The organism is Pseudomonas sp. LBUM1663, from assembly GCF_059695905.1.
In genome coordinates this window covers 2,496,547-2,520,982 of sequence record NZ_CP166792.1, presented here as the reverse complement: position 1 = coordinate 2,520,982, position 24,436 = coordinate 2,496,547, and the positions used below count along the sequence as shown (strand labels likewise).

Below are 24,436 nucleotides of genomic sequence, written 5' to 3'. Positions count from 1 at the left end.
CTACCCATTGAGGACTAATTAATCCTTGATGCTTTGGTCATGATGGGCCTCCTCCTGGTTATCAAGATAGGAAAGCAAACATCATGGCTAAAATTCTCGTTACTGGCGCGACAGGCAGATTGGGCAATGCAGTCTTGCGTTCACTGGTACAAAAAATCCCGGCGTCAGATGTTGTGGCAATGGCACGTGATATTGAAAAGGCTGAGCCTCTGGCGGCATTAGGTATAGAAGTGCGCTACGGGGATTACACCGATTACGATTCGTTGGTTGCGGCATTCGAAGGCGTAGAAAAAATCTACTTGGTGTCAGCCGTAGCGTTCAGTGATCGTCTTGCCCAACATAAAAACGTGATCGTTGCCGCCGGCCGGGCGGGTGTTCGCCATGTGGTTTACACCAGTATTCAACGGATCAACGATGAGCTGGCACCTATTGAAGGAGTGACGGAGAGCGATATAGCTACCGAGCGACTGCTAGAAAAGTCGGGCCTCACGTACACAATTATTCAACATCCGCTATACGCCGACGATTTGCCCTTCCTCATCGGCGCCGACGCAGCAAAAGAAGGCTTCAGTGCCCCAACAGGTCAAGGTCGAGCTAGCTTCGCCACTTACGCCGAGCTGGCAGAGGCCGGTGCCTCACTATTAACCCAAACAGGGTATGAAAACCGCACTTGCCTGCTGAATGCGGGACAGACGTGGTCATTCCAGGACATCGCTGACGGGTTGGCTCGACTGACGGGAAAGCCGATTGAATACCAGCCAATTTCCGCTCAAGCATTCATCGCCGCTCGAGAGGCTGACGGCTGGCCAGCCTCAGTCGCGAAATTCCTCAGCGGCTGGGGTAATGCGATTGATAAAGGCGCTTTCGATCAGAGCAGCCCTGCGCTTGAAAACCTGCTGGGACGCAAGCCGAAAGATCTTGAGGGCATTCTACGGGTAGCCTTCTCTCTATAAGTATTCGTTCTTCGATCCCTCCCATGCAGTTGTGAGTTAGCAGCGGATTTGGCACCGACCAGGATCTTGTAAGAGATTCCGAGCTGACCGCTAGAAGCCGCGGCCGACGGATCTTTCGAGGGTTCAGCGGCACTGGCAGGTATCGGTCAGGCTCTCGGACGCGATGGTTTGATTCCAAATCGGCCCTTGGGCCTTGTAATCAACGGGTCTTCAGAAGGCCCACAGCCCGTCAGCAATCAATTCGAAGATGCGCCATCCTGTGAGTTAGCAGCGGATTTGGCACCGACCAGGACCTTGCAAGAGATTCCGAGCTGACCGCTAGAAGCCGCGGCCGACGGATCTTTCGAGGGTTCAGCGGCACTCAATCGGTGCCAACTACCTGCAAAATGGTTTGTCACCAAAACAGCAAGAAGTCGGGTGAATTTGCGGTCTGTTTGGCACTGCGGTTTGGGCCCAAAAACGTCGAATTTGGAGGTATGAGGCAGGCTCTCGGACGCGATGGTTTGATTCCAAATGCGGCCCCTGGGCCTTGTGATCAAAGGGTCTTCAGGAGGCCAACAGCCCGTCAGCAATCAATTCGAACAGATGCGCCCTCCCCGCGCTCTGTTCCGTTTCCCGAGCGCACAATCGGAAGTCAGGCCTAAAGGTGCTTTCGCTGCTTCCGTTTGTCTTCAAAGGCACGGCCCGCGTGACGTACAGCCGGTTTCGATGATTTGGGATGGTGACCTTTAAGAACGAAGAATCGGAACTGAGCTTCCAAGGTTTAGCGTCGCGGAGCGGGTGAGGGAAAACGCCCTAATTGCCCGGAAACAAGGCGCTAGGCAAGACCATCTGACATGCGAAAAAGCTGAGAAAGGAAGAGAAATATCAAACAGTATTGGTGCCAAAGGCAGCGCGAAAAAGGGCCAAAAACGGCGTGAACTCACAGAGTCACGCAAATGTCACGCACATGAAAAAGGCCAGTGCTGTGAACATTGGCCTAAGACATTGAATTATATGGTCGGGACGGAGTGATTCGAACACTCGACCCCTAGCACCCCATGCTGGGGACTGTAGCGACCCAAGCAATTGTTTTATAAGGATAACAGCCCTCTTTGAGGGTAGCAAAACATCCGATTTTTTGTGCTTATGCAAACGGAAACACGCGGCCTCCAGAGGAGGTTTTGCGCAACCATCCCCGGCGTCCTGCCGACCGAACACCACCCCAAAACTCTACAGCTCGTCGCCTCACCCTCGCCCGAATCCCGCGTCTCGATTACTGTATATACAAACAGTATCGATAAGGCATGACCGTGGACCCCCTCGAAATCGAAGACACCAGCGACTGGCTTGGCTGCCCGACTGAGCTTGAGACCTGTCGTTCCTTCCTGCGCATAACCGAAAACGAGGTGCAGGAACTGACCCTGCAACTGCGCAAGGCCCGGGAGGACATCTTCGGCCTGGTGCAAATGCACGCTGACGTCACCAAAGAATGCGGGGCGCTGCGTGCCGAACTGACGCAGGCCAAGGCCGACCTCGCAGATTCAAACCGTAGAGCCACCGATATCGAGACGAAAAGCAACTGGGAGCTGATGGCCAACAGCAGGCACATCAGCGAACTAACCCTCAGGGTCCACGAACTCTCCGGCGAGAAAGCATTGGCCGGGCGCAGATGATATCGATGGCCCACGCGGATCTCGCCCTAGCGAATCCCAAGCAATTGGGATTTACTGCTCAGGGAACTTCAGGGGCTCCGCAATGAAAAAGGCAAAACCAAAAAAAACATGGACGTGTGGTGCGTGCAGTGCTTGCTGCGCATCCTTAAACATAGACACCCCCGAGCTGAAAAAGCCAGCAGACACCCCATGCACCAACTTAAAGGCGGAGGGAGGATGTTCGATCTACCTGACAAGACCCGGGGTCTGTAGAAGTTGGCAATGCGCATGGCTCACATTTGAACTAAAACACAGGCTTAGGCCTGAGAAGTCCAGCGTCTTGATACGGTATGACACATCCCCACTGAGATTTACGCTGCAACCAATCGGAAGCCCTGTGCAGCACCTAACAACGACTGATGTCTTAGAGTTTATTGCCGCGTGCGTCAGCAAAAACACTGAGGTTGCAATAAGTGTCCCCACCACCCCTGGTTATCAAAGTGCTCGAAGCGTGCTGAACGGGACCATTACCGAAGCAGAATTAGCCAGCGAAGAAGCTCTTAGAATGAAAGTAATAATGGCGATTCAGCACGCAACCAAGCAGAAGACTGATGCTGTAAATGAATTTATTGCCATTGAACCTAGGTGACAGGACTCAGGCGAGCGCCCTGCGCACACCTTCGATCAGCACCGAATCAGGGTATATGTAGCCGGCGTTCTCATGGTGGATGATCGCCTTGACGAACCCCTTCATCACCTTTGGGTGAGTCAGATCAATCTCGGCGCCGGGCGGCGTGTTGGTATTCGCCTCAACTGCGCGCACGTAGGCCGCCGTGTCGTTCTCCACCGCCGGAGCCCAGCGGTTGATGATGGCCTTCACGGTCTTGAGGCCATGCTTGCGCTGGTAGGTCAGCAGCAGTTTTCCCAGGGCGCGGATACCGTTCTCGGGCGCATCGAATCGGGCAAAGCGTCTCTCGATAGCAGGGTCTGGCTTGAGCTGGCCCTGCCATTGATTGACCGGGTTGTAATCAATGTTACCGGGGTTGCGGTTGCGCACCCCTCGCGTCTCGGTGCTCGACATCATTTTTCTCCTGGCAAAAAAAATCCCGCTCGATGGCGGGTTGCGTTGGCAGCGAGCGCTTACTCTTAGGGTGCGGGCTCGTCATTGAGCAGCAGAGGCATTTCCGCCGTTTCGGGCATCTCTACCGGGGCCGGATCGGGGACCAAGATGTGAAGGGTGATCATGTGCTTCAGGTCATAGGGCTGACCGTCCTTCGTTACGGTGACAGTCAACACGCCATCGGCGAAGTCGGTCTCCACGTCAGCACGATTGTCCACCTGGTTGACCGTGTAACCCCAGCCTTCATCAATTGGCGGGAAAGGGACCATGCCTAGGCTTCCCGCTATCTGATAGACCCCTTTAGAAATCTTGGCGGAAGTCACGTTGGTGTCGCCTTGGGTGACAAAGTCGTATGTGGCGCCAGTCGCACCCAGAACGTTAATCGCTGCTCTTGCCATAGTCAGATCGCCTTCAAAGTGCCGTCAGCAGCACGGGTGGTATTGCCTGTGTGATAGAACTTGCACCACGCACTGAAACCAGCTCCGCCCCGAAGAGAGCGAAAGCCAGCTTCGGCCTGGATGTAGTCGATCGCGAATTGCCCGCCATATCCTCCGCCCGCATCAGACACGGTGGAAAACTGCAGAAATGACCCGTACCCAGATCCGAAATCTGGGCGCCCAACGGCTGCCGCCGAATATTTATAGAAGCCTGAAGCGTACACAGCGGGCCCGTTGTTCATGTCAGTCGACGCGGGCAGATTGAAACTCGTCCCAAGGCCGAAAGCGCCGACTTGCATGACGTTGCCGGCGGCCATACCAATCGTGGCTGTTGCAGCATTGCCAAGCCCGAGGCCGGCGCGGGCTGAGATTTGATTACTTCCCCCGGTGCCGCCTTGAGCAACGGACAGCGCCGTGGTCAGTCCACTAAGCGCAGTAATGTCATCGTTCGCGCCAGACTTTGCCGCCCCCAGGGTGGTGCGCGCGGCGGGCGCATCAGCATCATTCAACATGCCTTGGATAAACCCCGACAGATCGCTGATCCCGGTACCGCCCTTGTTCGCCGGCAAGATGTCGTAGTTGCCGGTGGTTCCCAGCGCGGCCAGCTTCGCGCCGTACAGATTGACCAAGGCCCGCAGAGCATCCGCCGAATCTTTGACGTAGCCCTGCATTGGTGCCAGCGCATAGATGCCGGCTGCATTCGTCGCGCCCTGGTAATTGGGCGAGATAGACATCGCCGTGTCGCTTACGATGTTGGTCACTTCGTACCAGCCGCCGTCCGGTCCGCGAAAGGCATCGCCGACCCGGCTGTTGGCAATGAATGCGGTACCCGCGCCGATCACGGCATTGGAATTTTGGGTAACAGAGACCGTTCCTGATTTGTACCAGGGCATTGAGTATCTCCAGAAAAATATGTGCAGATCGAAAGAGATCAGTCCAGTAATTTGGCGCAGAGGAATGGACGGTGACCTTGGTCAGTCCAAGCAGTTGTTGCGAGGCTGTACATCATGATTCGGCCGTTGGCGTAATCGACGCCAAGAGCGCAACCGCCACCCGACGCGTTGTTGTGGCAATTCATGGCGAAAGGATTTAGGGAGATATACTCGCCCGGGCCGAGCATCTTGTTAATTCCCCAGAAATAGCGGTGACCCACGGTCAGCTGCTCGTCTCCGAGGTACGTCCAGTTTCCTGCCGCGAAGGTCACAACGACTGCCGGCGCGCCACTGTCGTAAACAAGCGCCGCGTTCTGGTCCCACAACCGCAGCCCATAGGCTGCCGTACCCATGGACGCCCAGGCGGCCACAAAGTACTGGCCGCTTAACGTTGCGTTGACGTTAGATGCCTTCATGGTGAACCCGGTCCAGTTTCCGGGACCACCGGTGAACCACACCGATATCGGAACCTGAATCGCTCCCTGATCCGGGCGAATGAACACCAGCGGCGGGTCCTGGCTTGTGATGGCCCTGGCAAACACCCCCGATGCATTGGTAGTCCCCGAATACGCACCTTTGGTGAGCATGCAAAGTCTGGGGGCCTCGGCGTCAATCTGGACAAATGCATTGTCGTTGATGCTCTGAAAACCAAAACTCATGTCGAGTACCTTATCGCGTAGGCCTTGGCGGCAACCGTTGAGCCAATAGTGGAAGCACTTGATGATGGGTTTTTGCGCCTGACAACCACCTGGCCCACTGCCGTCGTGACGAACGGATAGGACTTTTGATTCCCGCTCCCGTCGGTTTCGGAGGACTGCACATCCTGTGCCCTGGTCGGAATGATCATGAACACGCAGTTAGCCGGATTGAAGCCCGGAATGTTCAGCGTGTAGTCGGGCGCGACTCCACTGAAGTCGATCACGCCCTGCCAGATCACCTGGTAGGTGAAGCTGTTGGTGTCCATGGACAGGCCACCGCTTCCATCAAAAACACGCAAGCCAAATGAAGCCATGGTTCACCCCAGATAGCCGAGCCGGACACGCAATACGTTGTTGGCGTCGTAGACCGAAACGTTAAGTGAGTTGATCACCAGTCGACCCTGGCCAGGAACAATGCCGTTGATCTCCAGTGTCCCGTCCTTGTTGAGAATCCAACCCTGCTGACCGGCGATGTAGTTCGTTGAGCTGATGTAGCTGCCAATCTTGGCGTTGGTGATGGTGCCGTCCGCAATAAAGGCGGAGTTGATGAACACCTGGCCCCCCTGCACCGCAAACGGAACCGAGATGGCGCCGCCGGCTATGGTGTTCACGACCGCGAACCGGTCCGCGCTAACCAGGAACTGGCTTTGCAGACCCGCACCAGTGTTCTCAATGCTCAGGCCGATACCGGCGGCGATGTACTTGCCATCGGCCGCGACCTGCATTTTCACCGACCACATGGTGTTCAGCTTGCCGGCAGTGTCCGCGTAGGCCGTCGACGTCTGTTGAATGGCGGCCGCGTTCTGCCCCACCGACACGTTCAACTGGTCAATCTTGGTGGCCGTCGCCGACTCGTTGGTGGCCACCACCTGTTCCAGCTCGGTGATGTTGGCCGCGTTCTCGCCGATCTTCGCATCGAAGGTGGTGATGCGCTGCGCGAACGCCTCGTTTTCGGAGCTCCGAACCTTGGATTCCGAAGCGATGGCCGCAGTGCTTGTCCAGCCCTTGAGGGCGTCGGCCAGATCGCCTTCCCCGCTGTCGTCGCGGTATGACGCCTGCAACGCTTGGAACACGGTCGCCTGCGCCGTGACAACACCGTCGAGCTCTGTGATATCGGCGGTGTTGAAGGCAACCTGTTGCGCCAGCCCGTTCGCCGTCTCGATTGACTCACCGACATCCAACCAGTAGGTCGCATTCGGCGGCGGGGTGTTGATTGGCACCTCACCCTTGGCCTGAAAGATTTTCCCATCTTCCACAACCATCTGGTCTTTCTCGTAGACCTGATCCGGTTTGTAGGCTGCCAGACCATCGAGCGCGTCGATCTGTTCCTGAAGCCCCGGGATTTTGTTGATCTCGTCCTGCAGGTCCTGGCCAAGTTCCGTCTCGCCAATCTGGCCAGCGATCATTTCCAAAATGGCCGAAGCGTCAGAGCTCGACTGGCCCATGACCCCAAGCCCGACGGGATAGAACGGACCGATGTTGCCAGTACGGTCAACCAAGCGCGCCCAGAAGAAGAATGTCACGCCGGCACGAAGGCCCTGCATTGAGTACTCTTTCTGCGGATAGGCCAGATCTGCCAGCTTGGTCGCAGCCTCCAGGCTGGTCGATGCCCCGTACCATATCTCCGTGCGCTGGGTATCCTCGGCACCAGCTGGGAACCCCCACTTGAGATTGATGCCGAACAACAGCGGTGTGGCGATGAGGTGCGTAACAGATGGTGGAAGGCCGGTTTTGCCGAGCAAGTCGGTCAGCACAGAGTTGGTTGGGATGGATGAAACATTCATCGCACTAACCGCCCGCACCCTGGCCAAGTATTGGCCGGAGTAAATCCCTCGTACATCCACGGCCAACTCGCCCGTGCGCGGAACCTTGATCCACTCCCGCGCGCCCCAGCGCCATTCGACGTCATACCCGACAGCACCGGGTGCGGCGTCCCAGGCAATAGTCATGTTGGTGACGGCAATGCCCTGCTCGATCACGACGTGCTGACTGAGCAGCACCCGCGCCGGTGCCTCTTGTGTCCCGATCGGAATCCCACTGATCGGACGCGTATCTACAACAGCGCCGAAGTCGATTGCGTCGAACTTGCTCGGTTCGTGCTGGATAGCCTCGATCTGGAATTGATGCCACTCCGGCCGCGTGACGTTACGCACATAGAACTGCATCACCTTCAGATCGTCGAAGTCGATCACCCAGCCACACTCAGCCTCGGGCACTTCGCTGTAATCAGCCATGACCGTGACAGCGCGACCGCTAAACGACTTAATGACGCGCCCTTCGGATTTCCCGCTTGGCAGGTTCAACAGCAGGCGGGCTCCGGTGGGAATCTCTAGGTCACGATCCAGCGTAATTACCCGGCCGTTCACCGACGAGATGCGCCCGCCATTCGCGCGGCCGGCCAGCATGGGATCGCCAACAGCGATCACCTGGCCCGGCTTGGGGATGTGTCCGTCCAGCCCGACGCGGAAGGTACCGCCCCGGGTTTGCAGTTGCTCGGTCAACAGCGCCCACTGGCCAGCCCGCTGGGCCTGACCCAGCGAGGTGCATCCAAAAGCATCGACGGCAAGCTCCCGCACGGAGCCCAGTTCGCTCAGCGCCTCGTCGTCGAACACCGGTTCTTTGTCAGTTTCAAAGCCCTGTCCGGGGTTGTCCCACGAAACCATGGCGTTGGTGTGCCGATCGCGCCAACGCGTGCCGTCGTACTGGATCGCTCCGTTGTTGAGGATCTGCGCGGGGCTATAGCTGAATACCGGGTCGCCGGGCATATCGGCGTTGACGACTACCTGGCTTCCGTCCCAATAGGCCATGCCGTGGAAGATAGAGGCCAGGTCCTGCAGCACCGCGTAGGCTTCGGCCTGCTTCTGAAAGTACAGGTTGCAGGTAAAGCGTGGTTCCTGCCCGCCTTTACCGTCCGGCACCATCTGGTCGCAATACTGGGCGATCCGGTACAGCGACCAGCGATCCACCATCGTTGCGTCAATTCGCTCACCGAGCCCGTAATACGGGTGCAGCACCAGGTCATAAAAGACCCAGGCCGGGTTGTTCGTATACGCCTCTTTGAACGTTCCATCCCAAACGCCATTGCTGGTGCCGGCGCCGCCGGTGGCATAGGTTCGGGTTTCAGGGTTGTAGTTGGTCGGAACGCGCACGATGCGGCCGCGCATCAATACCGCGATCTTGGCGATATCGCCGCCGAACTGCTGGGCGTCGTATTCAATGCACCCGACTGAAGTAAGCGGATACTCCTGGTCACTGTCGACGACCTCAGCGATGGCTTCAACAACCATGCCGTCCTGAACGAGCGAACTGTTCGCCTCAGGAGTCAAGCGCCGGGCGCGGATCGTCCATCGGCCGCCATCCGGCAACTCGATGCGGTGCGACCGCTCGTACTTGGTGATGTTTTTCCGATCGACAAACGAGGTCAGGATCTGGACAAAGGGGCCGTTGTCGGTGGATATGTCCACGGCATAGTCGATGCGCACGCCGTTAATGTTGCCGCTCGAGTCCTGGCTCTGGAGTTGTGGCCAGCTGAAGCGAAGACGCACGGCATCGATCATTGCGTTGTTGATCGTGTGCAGCCAGGGCGCAGTAGTGAGCAGCTCCTGCCCCACGGCAATTTCATTGCTCGACTCGGAAACGCCTGCAAGGCGCGCTTGATTGAGTTCGCCCGACCGGAACTGCCATTTCACGCCGGGATAATTGATGGTCCCGTCCGGAGCCTGAATAGGCGTGCCATCCAATCGCACGGACTGCAAGCCATTCACCGGCCCGACGATCGGCCCCCAGCTCCAGAGGTAAACGATGCGGGCAGTGGCGATCGACGGAACGCTGTTGGTAGCGATGCTAGGCTGCTTCTGCTTTGCCTGGCCGCCCTTTGCGCCCATCACCGACCGGCGTTTCTTCGCTACTGCGCCCATTCCGGGATCTCCATAAATGCAAAAACCCGCCGAAGCGGGTTGTGGGTGTTTCCGAGGGATCAGATGTTGTCTTGCGTGTAGATGCCGCCAGACTCTACGGCCCCGCCGATCTCCCGCTCGCCGTAGAGCAGTGGGTATGGGTTGCCTTGGGCGATGGTGGTGACGGCGCTGCCAAAGCCATAGCTCGGATTGTTGCCGTCCTCATTCTTGTCGCTGGTGTTGGCCTTGGTCGTCGGAGACAGCATTTGCACCACGCCGCCCAAGCCAACCGCTGCGCCGGCCGCCAATAGGCCCAGGCCCAGCGTAGAAGTCGTACCGCCAGTGAACAGTCCGGCGACTACCAGGGCCACGCCAAGCAGGGTCTGAAACATGCCAGCCTGCTTGCTCCCTTGAATGATCGGCATGATGCGGATCGCACTTGGCCCTGCCGACTTGAGATCGAGCTCCTGCTCACCGACATTTCGTTCGTCGATGAACACCGCGAACACCAGACCGCGCTCTTCGGCGCTGCGCAGGAACTGCTCGAAACCCGGCTTCATGTTGCACAGTGCGCTCATGGCATCGCGAAAGCCGTACAGGTCGAGCAAGTACTGGCGGCCAAAGCGCTTGCCCAGCACACCGCCCAGTTTGATGGTCGTCATTGTCATGGGCGGTAGTCCTTATGCCTCAGTATCAGTTTCACCCGGTTGGCCTGCGACCAGCCGAAGATTTCACGCCCGGCCAGGCGACCCGCCATGTGGTGGTAGATGAAGGGACCTGAGCCGCCAAGCCTTGCTGCTGGCTCGCTGACAAACGCGGGCTCGTCTCCCAAATAGATCGCGGCGTGGTTGGGATGGAAACATGGTCGCCCGGGTGTTGGAATTTGCAGAACCAACATGTCACCGCGCTGGGCGTTTTCAACCTGGTAGAAACCCGTGGCCTTGAAGTTGTCTTCATAAAGGCTAGGGCCCTGCTCGTCCTCCCACCACAGGTCATGGCGCTCAAAGTTCGGCAGCTGAAGGCCCGCCTCTCGGGCGTACCAGTCTCGGCAAGCGGCCCAGCAATCCAGAAGGCCATGGGAGAAGTCCCGCCCCAGCAGCGGCGCCTGAAATCCGACTGGCTTGAACCACTCGAACTCACCGCCAGGCCAGCCCACGATGCCCCAGGGCAGTTCGTGCAGTTCGCAACTGACGCGATCGGCCATGCTCGGCGACGGCGCTTTGTCCGGATGGCTGTGAATAATTGCGACGACGGCCCCGAGATCTTCGGCGGCCGCCAGGTCGCGCTCATCGATCTGGAAATTCTCCCGGGCGGTCTTCGCTTTGTTGCCGCAAGGGACATAAATGCGGCCTGACTCAGTGCTGACCAACACACCGCACGCCTCGGCAGGGTAATCACGCTCGGCGTGAGCACGGATCTCTGCCTGCAATTTTTGATTGATCCGCATGATTACCTCGAAGATGCGATCAGGCTCGCGCCCATGGATCCGCCAAATCGGCGGGTATTGCCGCGAAGCTTGCAGCTGCTCCACCAGCCGCCACAGCGATCAAGCGCGGGGTTGTCCGTGGGCTCATTCTTTTTCGTGAACATCGCGGCACCCATGTAAGCGCACGCCTCACCCCGGTAGCCTCCCCGGCAGGCCCAGCGGCACAGCTTGGTGATCTGCTGCGAGGGCAGCATCTGTCCTTCCATGTCCGTTGGACCGGACAGGTCGAACGTCAGCGATTCGAATGTTTCGGAGGTCTTCTGCTCGATGTACCAGAGGTTGATCTTGCTCTGGTTGCTGGCAGTTGGATTGCCGTCGGGGAAGTTGGCGGCGTCCAGAAAGTGGCGGAACGTTTCGATGACGCGGACCTTGGCACCAGCCAGATCCCGAAACTGCAAGCACAGCGCGGTCAGTGCGCCGCGCACGCCACCCAGCTCGTTGGCCACCTGCAAAGTGGGCGAAGCAGGCCGGCCATCACCGCGGATATCGAATCCCTTCGCTGTGATCTGGAGTGGGGAGTACAACTGGCCCTGCCAGATGATGTCGCCTTCCTGCGCGTGACCGTGGAAGCGCCACAGATTCGCGCCCAGGCGCGTGGCGTCGAGCTCGAATAGGCGGATCTGGTTACCCGGCTCAAGTTTTTGGATGTCTGCGTTGTAATTCATAGTGCTCCAGAAACAACAAACCCCGCACTTGGCGGGGTTGATCAGCTTGGGACATCAGGGCCTATAGACCTGCTTGAAGACGAAGCTCAGCGTGAAATTGTCATTCCCAAGCGGGCGTGGCTTGTACCCAGTGCATTTGTAGTAGCCCTGAATTCCTCCAGGCGGCGTCCACAAAAACGACTTGTAGCCCTCGTGACGATCCAGAAATGCCCAGACCAGCGGCAGCTCATCACCGGCCTCCAATGAACCAGTGTGCGTGAGATTCCACGCCTGGCTCTTGGTGTTGATGCCTATACCGCCGGACTGGACATACCCATCACCGAACTCGTTCTCCCAAGTTCTCTGGGAGACGTCACCATCGGCGCCGAGCTGCACGTCATAATCAAATACCTCAGCCATCAGTTGCGCCTCCAGAGTCGCCCGCCCTGGCGCATTTCCCGATCGAGGAACTGACCGAAGCTGGACTCAAGGCCGGCGCTGATTGATTCGCCCTGCATTTGTGCCTGTTGGTCGCTCATGCCTGGCTGCGCTTGCACGGAAACTGGTGCGTTGAAAATGATCGACGGTGGCCCGCCACCTGAAGAGTCGGTACCGGAACTACTTCCGGAAGGACTGATCATTGTGGCCTTGCCATTGGCCATAGCTTCCAAGGTTCCCACGCCGATTCGCGCAGTTGCTTCGGAGTTGAAAACGAACTCGCCGCGGTGGACCGGGCCGGCAACTTCGTCGCGGCGACCGTCGCCGGTGTAGCCACCCTCCATGAAGCCAACACCCGACATCGCAGTCATGCCCACTGCCGATGCCAAAGGACCAGTGACGCTCAACGCTGTCGCCATTGCCGCAGGTGCGGCAGCAGGACCGATGATTGGAATCGCGGCCGTCGATGCGTAGGCATTCAAGCCAGCCTGAAGCGACATCGCCGCCGCGTTCGCGCCAAGTGTTCCCGCAGCAGTCGCCTGGGTCGATTTTCCCACCAACAATTGCACGCCTTGATAGATCAGCCACTGGGCCGCCATATCACCCAACGCCTTGAGCATCGACTTTGCGAAGTTGCCGACCATGTCGCCCAAGGCGTCATCGGCATCTTCCGCGCCGCTGGCCACGTCCGAGAAGAACGTGCCCAGGTCACCAGTAGCGGTATCCAAGGCGCCCGATGTGAAGTCGGCGGCGATCTGCGAATAGTCCCGAGCAGCATCGGCATAGTTGGCCCACGCTTCGTTGACACCATTCATCCAGTTCGACTGGTACTCGTCGACCTGCTGATAAAACATCTCTTGAGCAATTAGACGCTCTGCTAGTGCCTCCTTGAGCACTGTGGTTTCACTGGCGTAGAGCTCCGGTGTGATCTGGTCGGTATTCCGCTGCTCGTTCAAGCTGGCCAGATCTGCCGCGTATTTCTGCCGAAGGGCCAAGTCTGCCCGCATACGGTCGCGGGCCTTGTCGCCCATGCCAATGCCGGCAAGCTCCTGATCGAATCCGTCCTGGGTGGTCTGCGTACCCGTGGCCTGGGCATTCTTGAAAGCCGTCAGCTTCAAGTCGTCTTCGTTGGCCTTCTTGATCTTGTTCAGCGCGTCCAGTTCGGCGGCCATACCCGTGAGCCGCTTCTTCTGGGCCTCGGTCAATATGCCGAGCTTGCCTTCCTGAAGCTCAAACGACAGCTTCTGAACTTCGGTCGCGTCCTTCTGCTTGTCGCCGGTGGTGTTGATCAGTTCGATCTGTCGCTTGTAGCCTTCCTCCGTCGACTCGAAGGCTTTGAGTTGCTGCTTGGCCGCCGACTCTGATTCGCTGGTGTTCTTTTTGGCTGCCTTGGCTGCGGCATCGTCAATTTCTTTCTGAGAGTCCTTGGCAGCCGCGGCCGAGCGGATCGCAACAATCATCCCTTCCGTGAGTTTGGTGTTTTCGGCAATGAATCGATTCGCCGCCTCCAACGCGGTCTTGTCCTTCGCGGTGCCGAGATCTTTTTGCAGCTGCTCGAGATACTTTTGGCCAACCTGAGCTGCGGCGGCCTTTGCGGTCGAATTCTCCCTCTGCGCCTTGGTGTTGGCTTCGGTTTCTCCAGTAAGTGCAGCAACAATTTCTTTCTGCTTACCGAGCTCACCGGACAACTTTGTAACAGGCCCTTGGCTCTCCTCCATTGCCCGAGCCATCGACTCGGTGACACCGGGAACAAGGCGAACCTGGTCAGCAACAGACTTCCAGTCAACGGTAATTCCCGCAGCCTGGTCTTTCGATGCCTTGCGAACCAAATCCAATGCGGCCTGAGCTTCCTCTGGAAGAGGCGTAAGCCCTGCCATGAGCCCGTCAGCGCCAGCAGCCCCCATGCCACGCAAGTCGTTTTCAAACTTGTCGGCAATTGCTCCTGACATTTGGCCGAGATCGGACTGCAGGTCTTCAACTTGCGACTTCAGTTCGCGAAGGGTTACCGACTGGGTGGCCCTATTCAAATCGCCAAAACGCTTAATCAACTTATCAAGTGGATCAGTCAGATCTCCGAGCTTCTCCTCCAAGAATCCTGAATTATCACGAAGAGTCAGAAAAGCGGTTGCGGCTCCGATCGCTAACGCCGCTATCCCTACTGGACCACCAAGAATTCCGAGAATGCCGGCGCCCGCCCGGCTCACACCCGCTTGCGCTACAGAGACCGCCGTTGTCGCGCGAGCCTCAACCATTCGCGCCTCTGCCAGTTGCAGCGACATTTGAGTTTGAACAGCCGTGCCTCTCGCAGCGACGGCCTCCCGCTCTGCGAGAAAGACCGAGGTTGCAGCTTTCTGCTGCTCTGCTTGCGCGACCAATAGCACGGAAGCAGCTTGGGTTTTCCGAGCTGCGGCATCTTGGAGAGCCGATTTCACAGCAATAGCAGCAGAGCCTGCAGCGCTCCGCCCATAACCTGCAAGAGCTCCAATGGCTGCAAGAATAGCAACGTCGGCGAGCGTCTCGAAGTTGGCTCCCAGCACCCCTATCCCTTTGGCTAAAACACCCGTGAAGTCAGTGGTTTCGTTCAACCTACCGATATAGATCGAGAATGCATTCGATAGATTCTGGACTGCGTCCCGCACCGCGGTACTCATGCTGTCGGCAAGCTTGCCATTTGCTGTGGCGGACTTCTGCAAGCCGTCGGTCAATACCTCGAGGCTGAGCTTACCTTGGGCGCCAAGACTACGAATTCCTTCGGTTGTTTTACCGGTAGCCTTCGCGACAGTCTCGACGATAGTTGGCATGGCCGCCAAAATCGATTGCCAGTCACCAGCTTCTACTTTCCCGAGTTGAAGCGCCTTGGAATAAGCATCGATTGCTGATTTTGCCTTATCCGCAGAAGTGGAGTTGGTCACCAGCAAGAAGCTGAAGCTGTCCAAAACATCCAACGCTTGGCCAGTGTTCAAACCCATCGACTTCAGGCTTTCCGAAGTTCGGATGTACAGTTCCTGAGCTTCGCTTAAAGGGCGGTAGGTACGCTTCGCTGTGTCGATCAGACGCTCTTGCACCTGGTTATATTCACCGACACTGCTTGTGGCCAGCCCGACGCGGTCGCTCATCTGAGAATAGGAGTCAGCCGTCTCGATAATTTTACCGATAGATGCGGCACCGATAGCTGCTGCTAGGGCGCTCTTCATCAGAGCAGATGCACCAAGCGCACTTTCACCGGCACGGTCGAAAGCTGTATCGATACGCCCCAAGCTTTTATCGATTTTCCCTGACGCCTGAGCAACGCTAGAATCAGCGCGAGCCATTTCCTGACGCAACTGTGCAGTCGTCGCCTCGATGCGGACGAGCATCCCCTGTACGTCAGTATCAGCCATGCTTTTCTCCAGGCATAAAAAACCCGCCGAAGCGGGTGGTAAAGTAAAAATTAATGACAGAACTTTGACCAGGCTTCCTCAAATTCACCTGGACTCATTCGATCATCTTTCTCAAAAACGACCATATCTTTGTTCGGGGCGATGAACCTCTTGAAACCGGCATATCCCCCGAACGAGTTCTTAGAATTAACCTCACCGCAGAACCCGCGCTGATCACGAAATTCAGCGCTGCCTGGATCTTTTAAAACTGCGGTTACTGACTCCCTAGCTATGCGCTGAAATCTTATCTCCGTCATTTCGGCGTCATGCTTTGCTTTATCCGCCTCCGACTGTCCGCACGCCGCCAACAATAAAATAAACGGAAGCGTCACTATCAGCTTTTGCATTCATCAATCCCTCGTCCATTGTCGATGGAGATTATCAAAATGCTACGCTGACCGCCTCCCGGTAAGCGCCTGACGAAGCTTCGCGGCCACTGTGGACGGTTTCGGCTTGTCCTTCTTGCCGGCGGGCTTGCCGAACGGATTAGTCATCTGCGCCCACTCTACGCGGGCATCCACGGCCAGAAACAACTCAGGGAGCGGCGTGCTCCAGGCTACTTCAGGTGACCAGCCAAGCCATCCGGTGGCTACCGCGTAAAGCCGGTCGACGTAACTTCCGTCCTCGACAGCACTTACGCCTTCGCCGGCTGAGCCTTTCCCGCGTCGGCCCCCTTCGGATTGTAAAGCGCTACCAGGTACGCGTTGAGCTGGACCGACACCTCGAGGACGCCGGCCTGCCAAACTTGCTCAGGTATACCCTCGGCGGCTTTCCCAGTCAGGCCTGCGCCGCTTGCAACGATCACAGCGCAACCGTCAACGCTCAGGGCATTGATTGCCTGGGACGCGCCGCGCAACCCGCCGAAGTGAGCCTCAATCGCTCGCACGGCGCCGAGGGTTGGCTTCAAGGTGTAAGTCTCGCCGTCGAGCGTAATGTCGACGGTACCGAGCAAAGTCTTGCTCATGTGTCAGGTCCTTGAAAAGTCGGGGCCGAAGCCCCGCAGGTTACGGCGCAACAGCGACCGGGAGGATTTCGAGAATGTCGGAGTTGATGCCGATGGTGACGTTGCGGCGAACCACGTTGTCAGCCGCGCCGGCGGCGACAGTGTTATTCATCACCTTGCCACGCAGATAGAACGTGGTCGGCAACAGAACCGGGGTAGCGTCAGCGTCGCCGTCGTTCAGGGTGATCTTGATGTTGTAGTCGCCCTTGCTGCGATCCTTGTGAGCGATCTTCAGCTTGGCCTGGCCGAGGTCGCCGTTGTCGAGGCCGACAGTCAGGGTCAGGTCGCCGGCATCGGCGGTGCCTTTGTACTTGCGCACCCGGCCATCGCGCAGCGAGGTAAAGGTCACAGAGCTGAAGGTATCGCCGAACTCGCCAAGGTCCTCGACCTCACCAATGTCGACGTAGGTATCAGCCTTGTAGAGCGCTTCGGTGTCCGCGCCATTCTTGCTACCGATGCCGATCCGGCAGCCGGCGGCTGTATTGAGGTTGTCTTCGGCCATGGGGGTTCCTCCAAGGGCACATTGGATAAAGCCGCAGGGCGGCCGGTGTTGGGAATTAGTGGGTGGTGATGACGCGGACTGTGATTGATCCCTGGTACGTGACGCCGTCGGCATCGCGCTGGGCGTCGGCCTGTTCGACTCGCACTGATACTGCCCGGCCAACTGTCAGCGGCAACCGGCGCTCGTCCAGAGCAGCAACGATCTCGCCATTGATGCGCTTCACTTCAGCCTGGCCGTGGGCATCAGACCAGACCGACAGGTAGATCAGGCGTTGTTCGCGCTTGCGCCCGGCGATAGGGCTGGTGTTCGCCGAGATTTCCCGGTCAAACGAGATGTATGGCATGGGCGTGTCCATCGGCGCGCCGTCGTACACCGGGCACGAAACCTCAGCCTCTTCGAACGTCGATAGCAAGGTGTTGAAGCCGATGGACATGCTGTCGAGCGTGCCTTCTTTCATCAGTTCGTAAGCGTCGCGGGCATAACTCACGGCGAGATTGATCTTGCCCTTGAGGTGCAGCCCGTGATCGTCTTGGGTGAACTCAGAAGATCCGACCAAACGGGTCAGGTCGTGGAACAGGGCCAACTTCAGTCGGCCGGCGCGGGTGGTCTTAACCTTGGTAAATGCCCCTGGCAGGATCACGTCGTCGCCCAGGTCGATGTTGTTGAACACCGCGGCATAGCCCTCGAAGTTGCCCGCGTCATCGACGGCCTTTACCTCGAAGGGAACTTCAAGTTTGCTGAACATTGGTCTGCATCTCCCACCGGGTGACCCGGCTGTATTCTTCGCCTTCCAGGCGCGGCAGGTTTTCCTTGTCGCGAACCTCGTTGATGCACATCCAGCCCGAACCACCAGAGCCACCAAGTGCCGCCTGGTAGTAAGTAGCGCGACCCGCACTGTCGGCACGCAACAACCCCTCGACGACAAACTCCACAAATTGAGGTTTATCGCGAAAAAGCTTGTCGTTGATTTCATCCTCGATGGCATCGAGGTAAGGCTTGAGGCCGAACGTCACAAAGCCACTGGTCTGCTGCTCCAGATTCGACCCCATGATTGAGGTCTTCCCGGCACGGTTGGCCAGGTACAGAGGAACTCCGTAGCAGCCTGCAAGGGCTTCCTCTTGGAATTGTTGAGACTCAATGAACTGGCTGTCCTTCTGGCTCAGGCCTGCGGGAACTATCTTTGGGCCGCCCTGCAAGATGCCCATCGAGCCGATATCGTTGACGTCGCCTTTGCGCACGTCAGGAAACTTTTCCATGATCTGGGCCTGCTGGGCCTTAGTCAGGAATTGCTCATATATGACATAGCCGCCAGTGAACCCGCCTTTGCGCATGAACATCGCGGACCAGGCCTGCGCGGTCTTGGCCAAACCCATGGATTCCGCCATGCACTCGACAGGCGATAGTCCAATAATTCCGTCAACACTAAACAGCTTGAAATGCAGCATGTTCTCCGGCGACACCGGAAAGCGACCGCCATCCAGTGTGACCCAGTAGATCAAGTCGTCCGAGGTGTCGACTTCTACGTTGTCAGCACTGACCGGGATAAAGCCGATCCAGTCGCCGTTGTCGGCGCGTTCGATGATGCTGTATTACCTGCACATCATGTCCGCTGACGGCGCCGAGATGTACATGGGCCGCTGGTGGCTGTTCAACCCCTACTCCCGCACCACGCACAAGCCGGCGCTCTGGTGGTGCCCGTGGTCGTTCCGTATCCACCACATCATGCGGCCGGACGAAGACCGGGATCCGCATGACCACCCGTGGAACGCTCGGACGATCATCCTACGCGGCTTCTACAAGGAGCAGCGCCGAGACAGCGGGAACGGCGACATCGATTACTGGCGCGAACCCGGCGACACCGCCCGCCTGATGCACGGCGAGTACCACCGCATCGACGAGGTATCGCCCGGCGGCGTCATCACCCTGTTCATCACCAGCAAGTGGCGTGGTGACTGGGGCTTTCTGGTCAACGGCGTCAAGGTCCCTTGGCGCACCTACACAGGCACGGACAATTGAAGAGGTATTTCAAGGTGAGCGAACCAAAAGTGATTTACCTCGGCCCGGCCTGCGAGACAGACACCGGCGACGGCAGGACTTGGGCAGAGGATAACCCTTGGCCAGACTGTGAATGCGGACACCGCCCAGTGCAGTACGTGCTCGGCGAGACCTTCAATCGCATGAAGGCCGAGCGTGACGCCCTGCAGCTGCGCCTGAACGCAGCGGATCAGCGGGTTGATGAGTTGGAACGAGACAAGGCTCGGCTCGATGCACTGGAATCGAATTGCTGGGATGTCCGCTACGACAGTAGCCCCAACGGCGATGCCGGCGACAGTTGCATCAGCATCGAAATTGTCGGCCATTGGATGGACAAGCCGACCGAGCGCGTGATCGGCGAGGACTACAGCGAGAACCTTCGCGCCGCCATTGATCAGGCGATGACCGCTCCGGCTTACCCACCGGCACGACCAGAGTACCCGGAGCTGGATGAACACCTTGAGCGCGAGCATCAGATCCCCGGCACATCAGGCATGCGCCTGAACATGCTGGCCAACCAGGGCGAATGACCATGGATAAGCGTGACGCTGATCTCGAACTACACCACCGCACCTGGGCCATCGATGGCGACCTGTACCGGTGCCGCTTCTGCCAGCGCGGCTGCCTTGCCAGCAAGGCGGCAGAGAAGTTCATCCATGCCGGTGACTGCTTAGTAAAGGACACCGCCTGCGACTATCCGTGGATGGTCTTGGCGGAAATGACGGCGGCGGTGGCACGCCCTCAAAGCGATGCCGAGCGCGATCGCCTGCGGGCGATCATCGAGAATTACCCGAACGGCGATCCGATCGAATACAACGCCGCCGTTCGCGCCATCGCCTCAAGACCTCAGTAACCCCTCCCCCTTCAAAGTCAGCCGCTATAGCGGCAAAGGAACAGTCATGCCTAGAGATCAGCTCGCAGCACAACTGAACGGAATTCAGTATCCAGCGCACAAGGCCATCACCAAAGACCAGATCGCGGCCGCCAAAGCTGCGGGCCTCGTGATCGTCTTCGGCGCCAGCGATGACCTGATGGAATTCGAAGGTGCCATCCGTGATGAGTTCGGCTGCTACGGCGGCGGGGCTGCCTGGCTAGATTCAAAAGGCCTGCTTGATCGGGATCAGATTGATGATGGCGATGACGAAGCGATCGCTGACTTTGTTGAGCGACGTAAGACTGCCTCATCTATCAAAGCTATCTGGGATAAGGACGGCTTCAGCTGGATCTACGAAACGGATATTCCGCACTCGACTTTCGACGTATGGGAAGGCGAGGACGGCTACTGCCGCGGCATTGTTTTTGCGCTCGCTGATCTGAAATCACAGGTGACGCCATGCTCCTGACCTGCATGGCCAGCTGCGCCCTCTTCTTCTGGCTTCCATTGGTACTGACCATAAAGGCGGTGATCGGATGAAAGTAACCGACTCAGAAATCCTGCAAGCCATCTGGCGAGCGCAGGTGCGCAAAACTGGCAAAGGCGTCATCACAAATTACGTTGGCGGTGGCAAGGCACTGAGTAGCGGTGATAGCCAGCGATACGCTCAGGGGTTGCACATGATCAGCCGTCGAGCGTGGGGCGTTCCGCTGAGCTATGCGCAGTTGCGACGCCGCACATTGGCGCTGATCAAAGGTAGCTCCCTGCCATGGCGCGCCGAGTTCAACGGCGCCACGCTCTGGATCGACGATCAACGAGCAAGGGATGTGTTCGAGTATGCGCGCCAATGGTGGCGCGACCTTGGTGTGCCCGAAGGATTCGACGAAGAGCATAAGCGCATGCGCACCGTTCAAGTTGACGGCTTCGAAGACAAGGCTGCACAGCTTGAGGTCGAACTTTTGGAGCGATTCGGTAGCCTTGAGGTGACGCCATGATCGCCCTCGCCTGGTTCGCCTACGTGTACTGCTACAAGGGGCCGCGATAAATAGAAACCGCCCCATCAGCCACCGAATGAACCAGACAGGGGTTCGGTAACTGATGAAGCGCAAGCTTCAACAATAGCTCACCCAATAAATTTGTCTCACGCAATTCGTCGTCTCTCCCCTCGTCTGATTTCCACATTCCACATTCCACATTCCACCTACCAGCCTGCCGGTGTACGGCGGGCGCGCACCTGGAAAAAATAATGACCATCACCTCACCGGTCATCCGCTACCACGGCGCGAAGTTTCGGCTCGCGCCGTGGGTGCTTCAACACTTCCCGCCGCACACCTGCTACGTCGAGTCCTTCGGCGGAGCGGCCGGCGTTCTGATGCAAAAACCCCGATCGTATGCCGAGGTTTACAACGACCTAGACGGCGACATCGTGAACCTGTTCCGCGTTTTTCAGGATCCTGTTGCGCGATCGGGACTTATCGAACGGTTGGTATTCACGCCCTATTCCCGCGAAGAGTTTGAATTGTCATGGGAATCGACCGTTGAACCGATCGAACGTGCACGCAGAACGATCATCCGCGCCCAGATGGGTTTCGGGTCCGCCGGCGCAACGAAGGGTGTCACAGGGTTTCGCATCGATACGAAGCGCCAGTACGGCACAGCCCAATCACTTTGGGCTGCGTATCCGGAACAACTTGCCGAAGTTGGCCAGCGTCTGAGCGGCGTGCTGATCGAGAACCGCCCGGCGATCGAAGTCATCACCGCTCACGACGGACCCCAGACCCTGCACTACGTGGACCCACCCTACGTGCACGACACCAGGTACAAAGGCGCGTCGAGCGGGCGGTACTACAAGCACGAAATGGACGATGCCGCGCATCGAGAACTGCTCGGCGTTTTACTCGAGCTAGAAGGAATGGTCGTGCTCTCTGGTTACCCGAGCGAACTGTATGCAGAGCTGCTCCCGGGCTGGACCAACTACAGCACCTCGGCGCGAATCTCGGCAGCTCGAGGCACCGCCAGCCGAACCGAATGCATCTGGCTGAATCCCGCCTGCGTCGATCGAGTCAGCCAAATAGGCTTAGATCTGGGCGAGCGAGCCTAACACTTTCACCACCTTCTGCCGCCACGCGCGGCATGGAGCACCCAATGAAACGAGAACTGATAAAGATCAGTGAGTTCCAGCGCCGGCGCTGGGGCGAGAACGGAACGCCGCAATGCCCGCAAGCCATCCGCAACCACATCCGAAACGGCATGGTGCCCGGGGAGCAGATCGGGAAACTCTGGTACGTTGACTGGACCGCGTTCAACCGGTCGAGCGGCAACGACCTGGTCGCGATGGTATTGAAAGGAGCTGCATGATGGTCCCACGGCCGCGCAACAAGGCGAACAAGAGCCTCCCGCAGAACCTGTATTTCGATTCGCGGCGTTCGACTTATCGCTACCGGCGGCCAACCGACGGTAAGTGGTTCCCGTTTGGCAGCGACCGAATCAAGGCGATTGATGCCGCGAAGCAGCTGAATCTGGAATTCATGCGCGGCGCTGACCTGATCGGCGCCGTGATGGGCAACTCATCGGAGTCATTTGCTGGCTTCCTCGATACCTACGAACGCGACGTTCTGCCACCACGCGAGCTGGCCAAAGGAACGCTGGGCCTTTACGCCGTGCACTTCCGGCGCTTCCGCAAGCAGTTCGAGGGCAAGGCCGTCGATCAGATAACCATTCGCATGGTCGCGGAGATGCTGGACGCGCTCACTCCCCGCACGGCGAACCAGTGCAGGGCGCTGCTGATCGACATCTTCAATCACGCAGCGTCCAAAGGATTGTGCCCGGACAACCCGGCGGCCAGCACCATCAACCGGATCGAGAAGAAGCAGCGCAAACGCCACACGGTTGAAGGACTGAAAGCCATCCGGGAGAAGTCGCCGGCTTGGCTGCAGAACGCAATCGACCTGGCGTTGATCACCGCCCAGCGCCGGACAGACATCCTCGATATGCGTTTTGATGGCAGTCGGGAGGGTTACCTGTACGTGGTGCAGAAGAAGACGGCCAAGGCCAGTGACGCGGCATGGATACGATTTCTGATAACGCCGGAGTTGCAGGCGGTCATCAGCCGATGCCGTGACGATGTCGTATCGCCCTACCTGGTGCACCGAAAGCCCGAGCGCCGGAAACAGAAACAGGCGCAGACCAAGGATCACTGGACGAAGGTTGAAGAGAGGTATTTGACGCGAGCATTCAAGGAAGCCAGGGAGGCGGCGAACTGCTACGCGGGGTGGAAGGAAGAAGAGATGCCGGGCTTCCACGAAGTGCGAGCGCTATCGCTGCACCTGTACAAAAAAGCCGGGAAGGATGGTCAGAAAATTGCTGGCCATGCGAGCGAGGGCATGACCAGAAACTACCAGCGGGAGCACGAGGAAATCATCTGGTCCGAGGCAATACCGGACCTGAATATCAGCGAAATCACCGGGTAGTTTTGCGCCAGTTTTGCGCGGGTTTTGCGCAGACACAAAAAAGCCGATCTATCTGATCGGCTTAAGTGTCTGATTTTACTCAGGAATAATGGTCGGGACGGAGTGATTCGAACACTCGACCCCTAGCACCCCATGCTAGTGCGCTACCGGACTGCGCTACGCCCCGACTAGGCGTGAAACCTGTTCCTCTCCTCGAAGAACGCTCAAGAATATATCGCAAGCTTTTGAAAACTGGAAGTATTCAAATGCAGGAAATTATTTCTTGAGGGCAACCAACACATCTTCCAACTCAGCAATCATCTGCCGAATCATCTGTTTGTATTGAGTGGTGTCGTCTTTGGCTTCATCACCGGATAAACGCAGGCGCGCGCCGCCGATGGTGAACCCTTGATCGTAAAGAAGCGCGCGGATCTGCCGGATCATCAGCACGTCTTGTCGCTGATAATACCGGCGGTTTCCGCGCCGTTTGACGGGGTTGAGTTGAGGAAACTCCTGTTCCCAGTAGCGCAGCACGTGCGGTTTTACGGCACACAGCTCGCTAACTTCACCAATGGTGAAGTAGCGTTTGCCTGGGATGACGGGTAGCTCGTCGTTATGACTTGGTTCCAGCATAAGCCTCAACTCGGGCCTTCAACTTCTGCCCTGGACGAAAGGTGACCACACGGCGAGCCGTGATCGGGATTTCTTCACCCGTTTTCGGATTGCGGCCAGGCCGCTGGCGTTTGTCCCGAAGGTCGAAATTGCCGAAACCGGACAATTTGACTTGTTCGTTGTCTTCAAGAGCGTGCCTGATTTCTTCAAAAAACAGTTCGACCAATTCCTTGGCCTCCCGTTTATTCAGGCCCAGCTCTTCATACAGACGTTCCGCCATCTCAGCTTTCGTCAGAGCCCCCATA

27 protein-coding genes, 1 tRNA gene and 2 pseudogenes are annotated in these 24,436 nt (G+C 57.9%); 11 read left to right on the top strand and 19 right to left on the bottom strand.

The features are described from left to right. Nucleotides 1–83 precede the first annotated feature (83 nt). From ACA075_RS11475 to ACA075_RS11465, 3 genes are all read left to right on the top strand, one after another. Nucleotides 84–953 carry an SDR family oxidoreductase gene (locus ACA075_RS11475; RefSeq protein WP_497298557.1) on the top strand — a complete coding sequence of 290 codons (870 nt, stop codon included), beginning with the start codon at nucleotides 84–86 and terminating at the stop codon, nucleotides 951–953. Between the two features lie 1,286 nt (nucleotides 954–2,239). Beyond that, entirely contained in the window at nucleotides 2,240–2,608 is a 369-nt protein-coding gene (locus tag ACA075_RS11470; RefSeq protein ID WP_497298555.1) for a hypothetical protein, read from the top strand. Between the two features lie 376 nt (nucleotides 2,609–2,984). Continuing rightward, nucleotides 2,985–3,236: a hypothetical protein gene (locus tag ACA075_RS11465; RefSeq protein ID WP_497298554.1), complete on the top strand. Its 252-nt coding sequence runs from the start codon at nucleotides 2,985–2,987 to the stop codon at nucleotides 3,234–3,236. Between the two features lie 6 nt (nucleotides 3,237–3,242). On the opposite strand, the gene ACA075_RS11460 is transcribed toward ACA075_RS11465, so the two are convergent. From ACA075_RS11460 to ACA075_RS11385, 16 genes and pseudogenes are all read right to left on the bottom strand, one after another. Continuing rightward, complete coding sequence (locus ACA075_RS11460; RefSeq protein WP_497299235.1) at nucleotides 3,243–3,668, bottom strand: structural protein; 426 nt, start codon at nucleotides 3,666–3,668, stop codon at nucleotides 3,243–3,245. A gap of 65 nt (nucleotides 3,669–3,733) precedes the next feature. After that, nucleotides 3,734–4,105 (bottom strand): phage tail protein, encoded by a 372-nt coding sequence (locus ACA075_RS11455; RefSeq protein WP_497298552.1) that lies wholly within the window; start codon nucleotides 4,103–4,105, stop codon nucleotides 3,734–3,736. Nucleotides 4,106–4,724: 619 nt separating this feature from the next. Continuing rightward, nucleotides 4,725–5,037, bottom strand: a pseudogene (locus ACA075_RS11450) (tail fiber domain-containing protein); the annotation flags it as partial. Nucleotides 5,038–5,075: 38 nt separating this feature from the next. Then, complete coding sequence (locus tag ACA075_RS11445) at nucleotides 5,076–5,735, bottom strand: hypothetical protein (protein WP_497298550.1); 660 nt, start codon at nucleotides 5,733–5,735, stop codon at nucleotides 5,076–5,078. Continuing rightward, entirely contained in the window at nucleotides 5,732–6,088 is a 357-nt protein-coding gene (locus ACA075_RS11440) for a hypothetical protein (RefSeq protein ID WP_497298548.1), read from the bottom strand. The genes ACA075_RS11445 and ACA075_RS11440 overlap by 4 nt, the downstream gene beginning before the upstream one ends. Before the next feature lie 3 nt (nucleotides 6,089–6,091). Beyond that, the gene (locus tag ACA075_RS11435; protein WP_497298547.1) at nucleotides 6,092–9,691 is read right to left on the bottom strand and encodes a TipJ family phage tail tip protein; all 3,600 of its coding nucleotides are present in this window, start codon (nucleotides 9,689–9,691) and stop codon (nucleotides 6,092–6,094) included. A gap of 59 nt (nucleotides 9,692–9,750) precedes the next feature. After that, complete coding sequence (locus ACA075_RS11430) at nucleotides 9,751–10,338, bottom strand: tail assembly protein (protein ID WP_497298546.1); 588 nt, start codon at nucleotides 10,336–10,338, stop codon at nucleotides 9,751–9,753. After that, nucleotides 10,335–11,117: a C40 family peptidase gene (locus ACA075_RS11425; protein ID WP_497298544.1), complete on the bottom strand. Its 783-nt coding sequence runs from the start codon at nucleotides 11,115–11,117 to the stop codon at nucleotides 10,335–10,337. The genes ACA075_RS11430 and ACA075_RS11425 overlap by 4 nt, the downstream gene beginning before the upstream one ends. 2 nt (nucleotides 11,118–11,119) lie before the next feature. Then, nucleotides 11,120–11,821, bottom strand: coding sequence for a phage minor tail protein L (locus ACA075_RS11420; protein WP_497298542.1), 702 nt, complete (start codon nucleotides 11,819–11,821; stop codon nucleotides 11,120–11,122). Between the two features lie 54 nt (nucleotides 11,822–11,875). Continuing rightward, the gene (locus ACA075_RS11415; RefSeq protein ID WP_497298541.1) at nucleotides 11,876–12,220 is read right to left on the bottom strand and encodes a phage tail protein; all 345 of its coding nucleotides are present in this window, start codon (nucleotides 12,218–12,220) and stop codon (nucleotides 11,876–11,878) included. Then, nucleotides 12,220–15,618, bottom strand: coding sequence for a tape measure protein (locus tag ACA075_RS11410; protein WP_497298540.1), 3,399 nt, complete (start codon nucleotides 15,616–15,618; stop codon nucleotides 12,220–12,222). Before ACA075_RS11410 ends, ACA075_RS11415 begins: the two co-directional genes overlap by 1 nt. Before the next feature lie 50 nt (nucleotides 15,619–15,668). Continuing rightward, entirely contained in the window at nucleotides 15,669–16,004 is a 336-nt protein-coding gene (locus ACA075_RS11405; RefSeq protein WP_497298538.1) for a hypothetical protein, read from the bottom strand. Nucleotides 16,005–16,291: 287 nt separating this feature from the next. Continuing rightward, nucleotides 16,292–16,621 (bottom strand): hypothetical protein, encoded by a 330-nt coding sequence (locus ACA075_RS11400; protein WP_497298537.1) that lies wholly within the window; start codon nucleotides 16,619–16,621, stop codon nucleotides 16,292–16,294. A 40-nt stretch (nucleotides 16,622–16,661) separates the two neighbouring features. Further along, a complete protein-coding gene (locus ACA075_RS11395) occupies nucleotides 16,662–17,162 on the bottom strand; it encodes a hypothetical protein (RefSeq protein ID WP_497298535.1) in 501 nt (166 codons plus the stop codon). Nucleotides 17,163–17,217: 55 nt separating this feature from the next. Then, entirely contained in the window at nucleotides 17,218–17,907 is a 690-nt protein-coding gene (locus tag ACA075_RS11390) for an HK97 family phage prohead protease (protein WP_497298534.1), read from the bottom strand. Continuing rightward, nucleotides 17,891–18,751 (bottom strand): annotated as a pseudogene (locus ACA075_RS11385) (phage portal protein); the annotation flags it as partial. The gene ACA075_RS11390 and the pseudogene ACA075_RS11385, both read right to left, overlap by 17 nt. Here ACA075_RS11385 and ACA075_RS11380 point away from each other — a divergent pair. From ACA075_RS11380 to ACA075_RS11345, 8 genes are all read left to right on the top strand, one after another. Next, nucleotides 18,696–19,178, top strand: a complete 483-nt coding sequence (locus ACA075_RS11380; RefSeq protein ID WP_497299234.1) for a hypothetical protein — start codon at nucleotides 18,696–18,698, stop codon at nucleotides 19,176–19,178. The pseudogene ACA075_RS11385 and the gene ACA075_RS11380 overlap by 56 nt on opposite strands. A 14-nt stretch (nucleotides 19,179–19,192) precedes the next feature. Continuing rightward, entirely contained in the window at nucleotides 19,193–19,726 is a 534-nt protein-coding gene (locus tag ACA075_RS11375) for a hypothetical protein (RefSeq protein ID WP_497298532.1), read from the top strand. Nucleotides 19,727–19,728: 2 nt separating this feature from the next. After that, nucleotides 19,729–20,049 (top strand): hypothetical protein, encoded by a 321-nt coding sequence (locus ACA075_RS11370; RefSeq protein ID WP_497298531.1) that lies wholly within the window; start codon nucleotides 19,729–19,731, stop codon nucleotides 20,047–20,049. 46 nt (nucleotides 20,050–20,095) lie between these two features. Then, complete coding sequence (locus ACA075_RS11365; RefSeq protein WP_497298530.1) at nucleotides 20,096–20,539, top strand: hypothetical protein; 444 nt, start codon at nucleotides 20,096–20,098, stop codon at nucleotides 20,537–20,539. A gap of 67 nt (nucleotides 20,540–20,606) precedes the next feature. Then, nucleotides 20,607–21,065 (top strand): hypothetical protein, encoded by a 459-nt coding sequence (locus ACA075_RS11360; RefSeq protein ID WP_497298528.1) that lies wholly within the window; start codon nucleotides 20,607–20,609, stop codon nucleotides 21,063–21,065. A gap of 251 nt (nucleotides 21,066–21,316) precedes the next feature. Beyond that, on the top strand, nucleotides 21,317–22,171 hold the full coding sequence (locus ACA075_RS11355) for a DNA adenine methylase (protein ID WP_497298527.1): 855 nt from the start codon (nucleotides 21,317–21,319) through the stop codon (nucleotides 22,169–22,171). Nucleotides 22,172–22,215: 44 nt separating this feature from the next. Further along, nucleotides 22,216–22,428 (top strand): hypothetical protein, encoded by a 213-nt coding sequence (locus ACA075_RS11350; RefSeq protein WP_497298525.1) that lies wholly within the window; start codon nucleotides 22,216–22,218, stop codon nucleotides 22,426–22,428. Continuing rightward, nucleotides 22,428–23,540, top strand: coding sequence for a phage integrase Arm DNA-binding domain-containing protein (locus tag ACA075_RS11345; protein ID WP_497299233.1), 1,113 nt, complete (start codon nucleotides 22,428–22,430; stop codon nucleotides 23,538–23,540). The genes ACA075_RS11350 and ACA075_RS11345 overlap by 1 nt, the downstream gene beginning before the upstream one ends. An 89-nt stretch (nucleotides 23,541–23,629) precedes the next feature. Here ACA075_RS11345 and ACA075_RS11340 read toward each other — a convergent pair. The 3 genes from ACA075_RS11340 to ihfA form a co-directional block, all read right to left on the bottom strand. Continuing rightward, nucleotides 23,630–23,706 (bottom strand) — tRNA-Pro (locus ACA075_RS11340). Nucleotides 23,707–23,795: 89 nt separating this feature from the next. Further along, a complete protein-coding gene (locus tag ACA075_RS11335; RefSeq protein WP_219095931.1) occupies nucleotides 23,796–24,152 on the bottom strand; it encodes a MerR family transcriptional regulator in 357 nt (118 codons plus the stop codon). Then, on the bottom strand, nucleotides 24,133–24,435 hold the full coding sequence (gene ihfA, locus ACA075_RS11330) for an integration host factor subunit alpha (RefSeq protein ID WP_002553164.1): 303 nt from the start codon (nucleotides 24,433–24,435) through the stop codon (nucleotides 24,133–24,135). The genes ACA075_RS11335 and ihfA overlap by 20 nt, the downstream gene beginning before the upstream one ends. Between the last annotated feature and the right edge of the window lies 1 nt (nucleotide 24,436).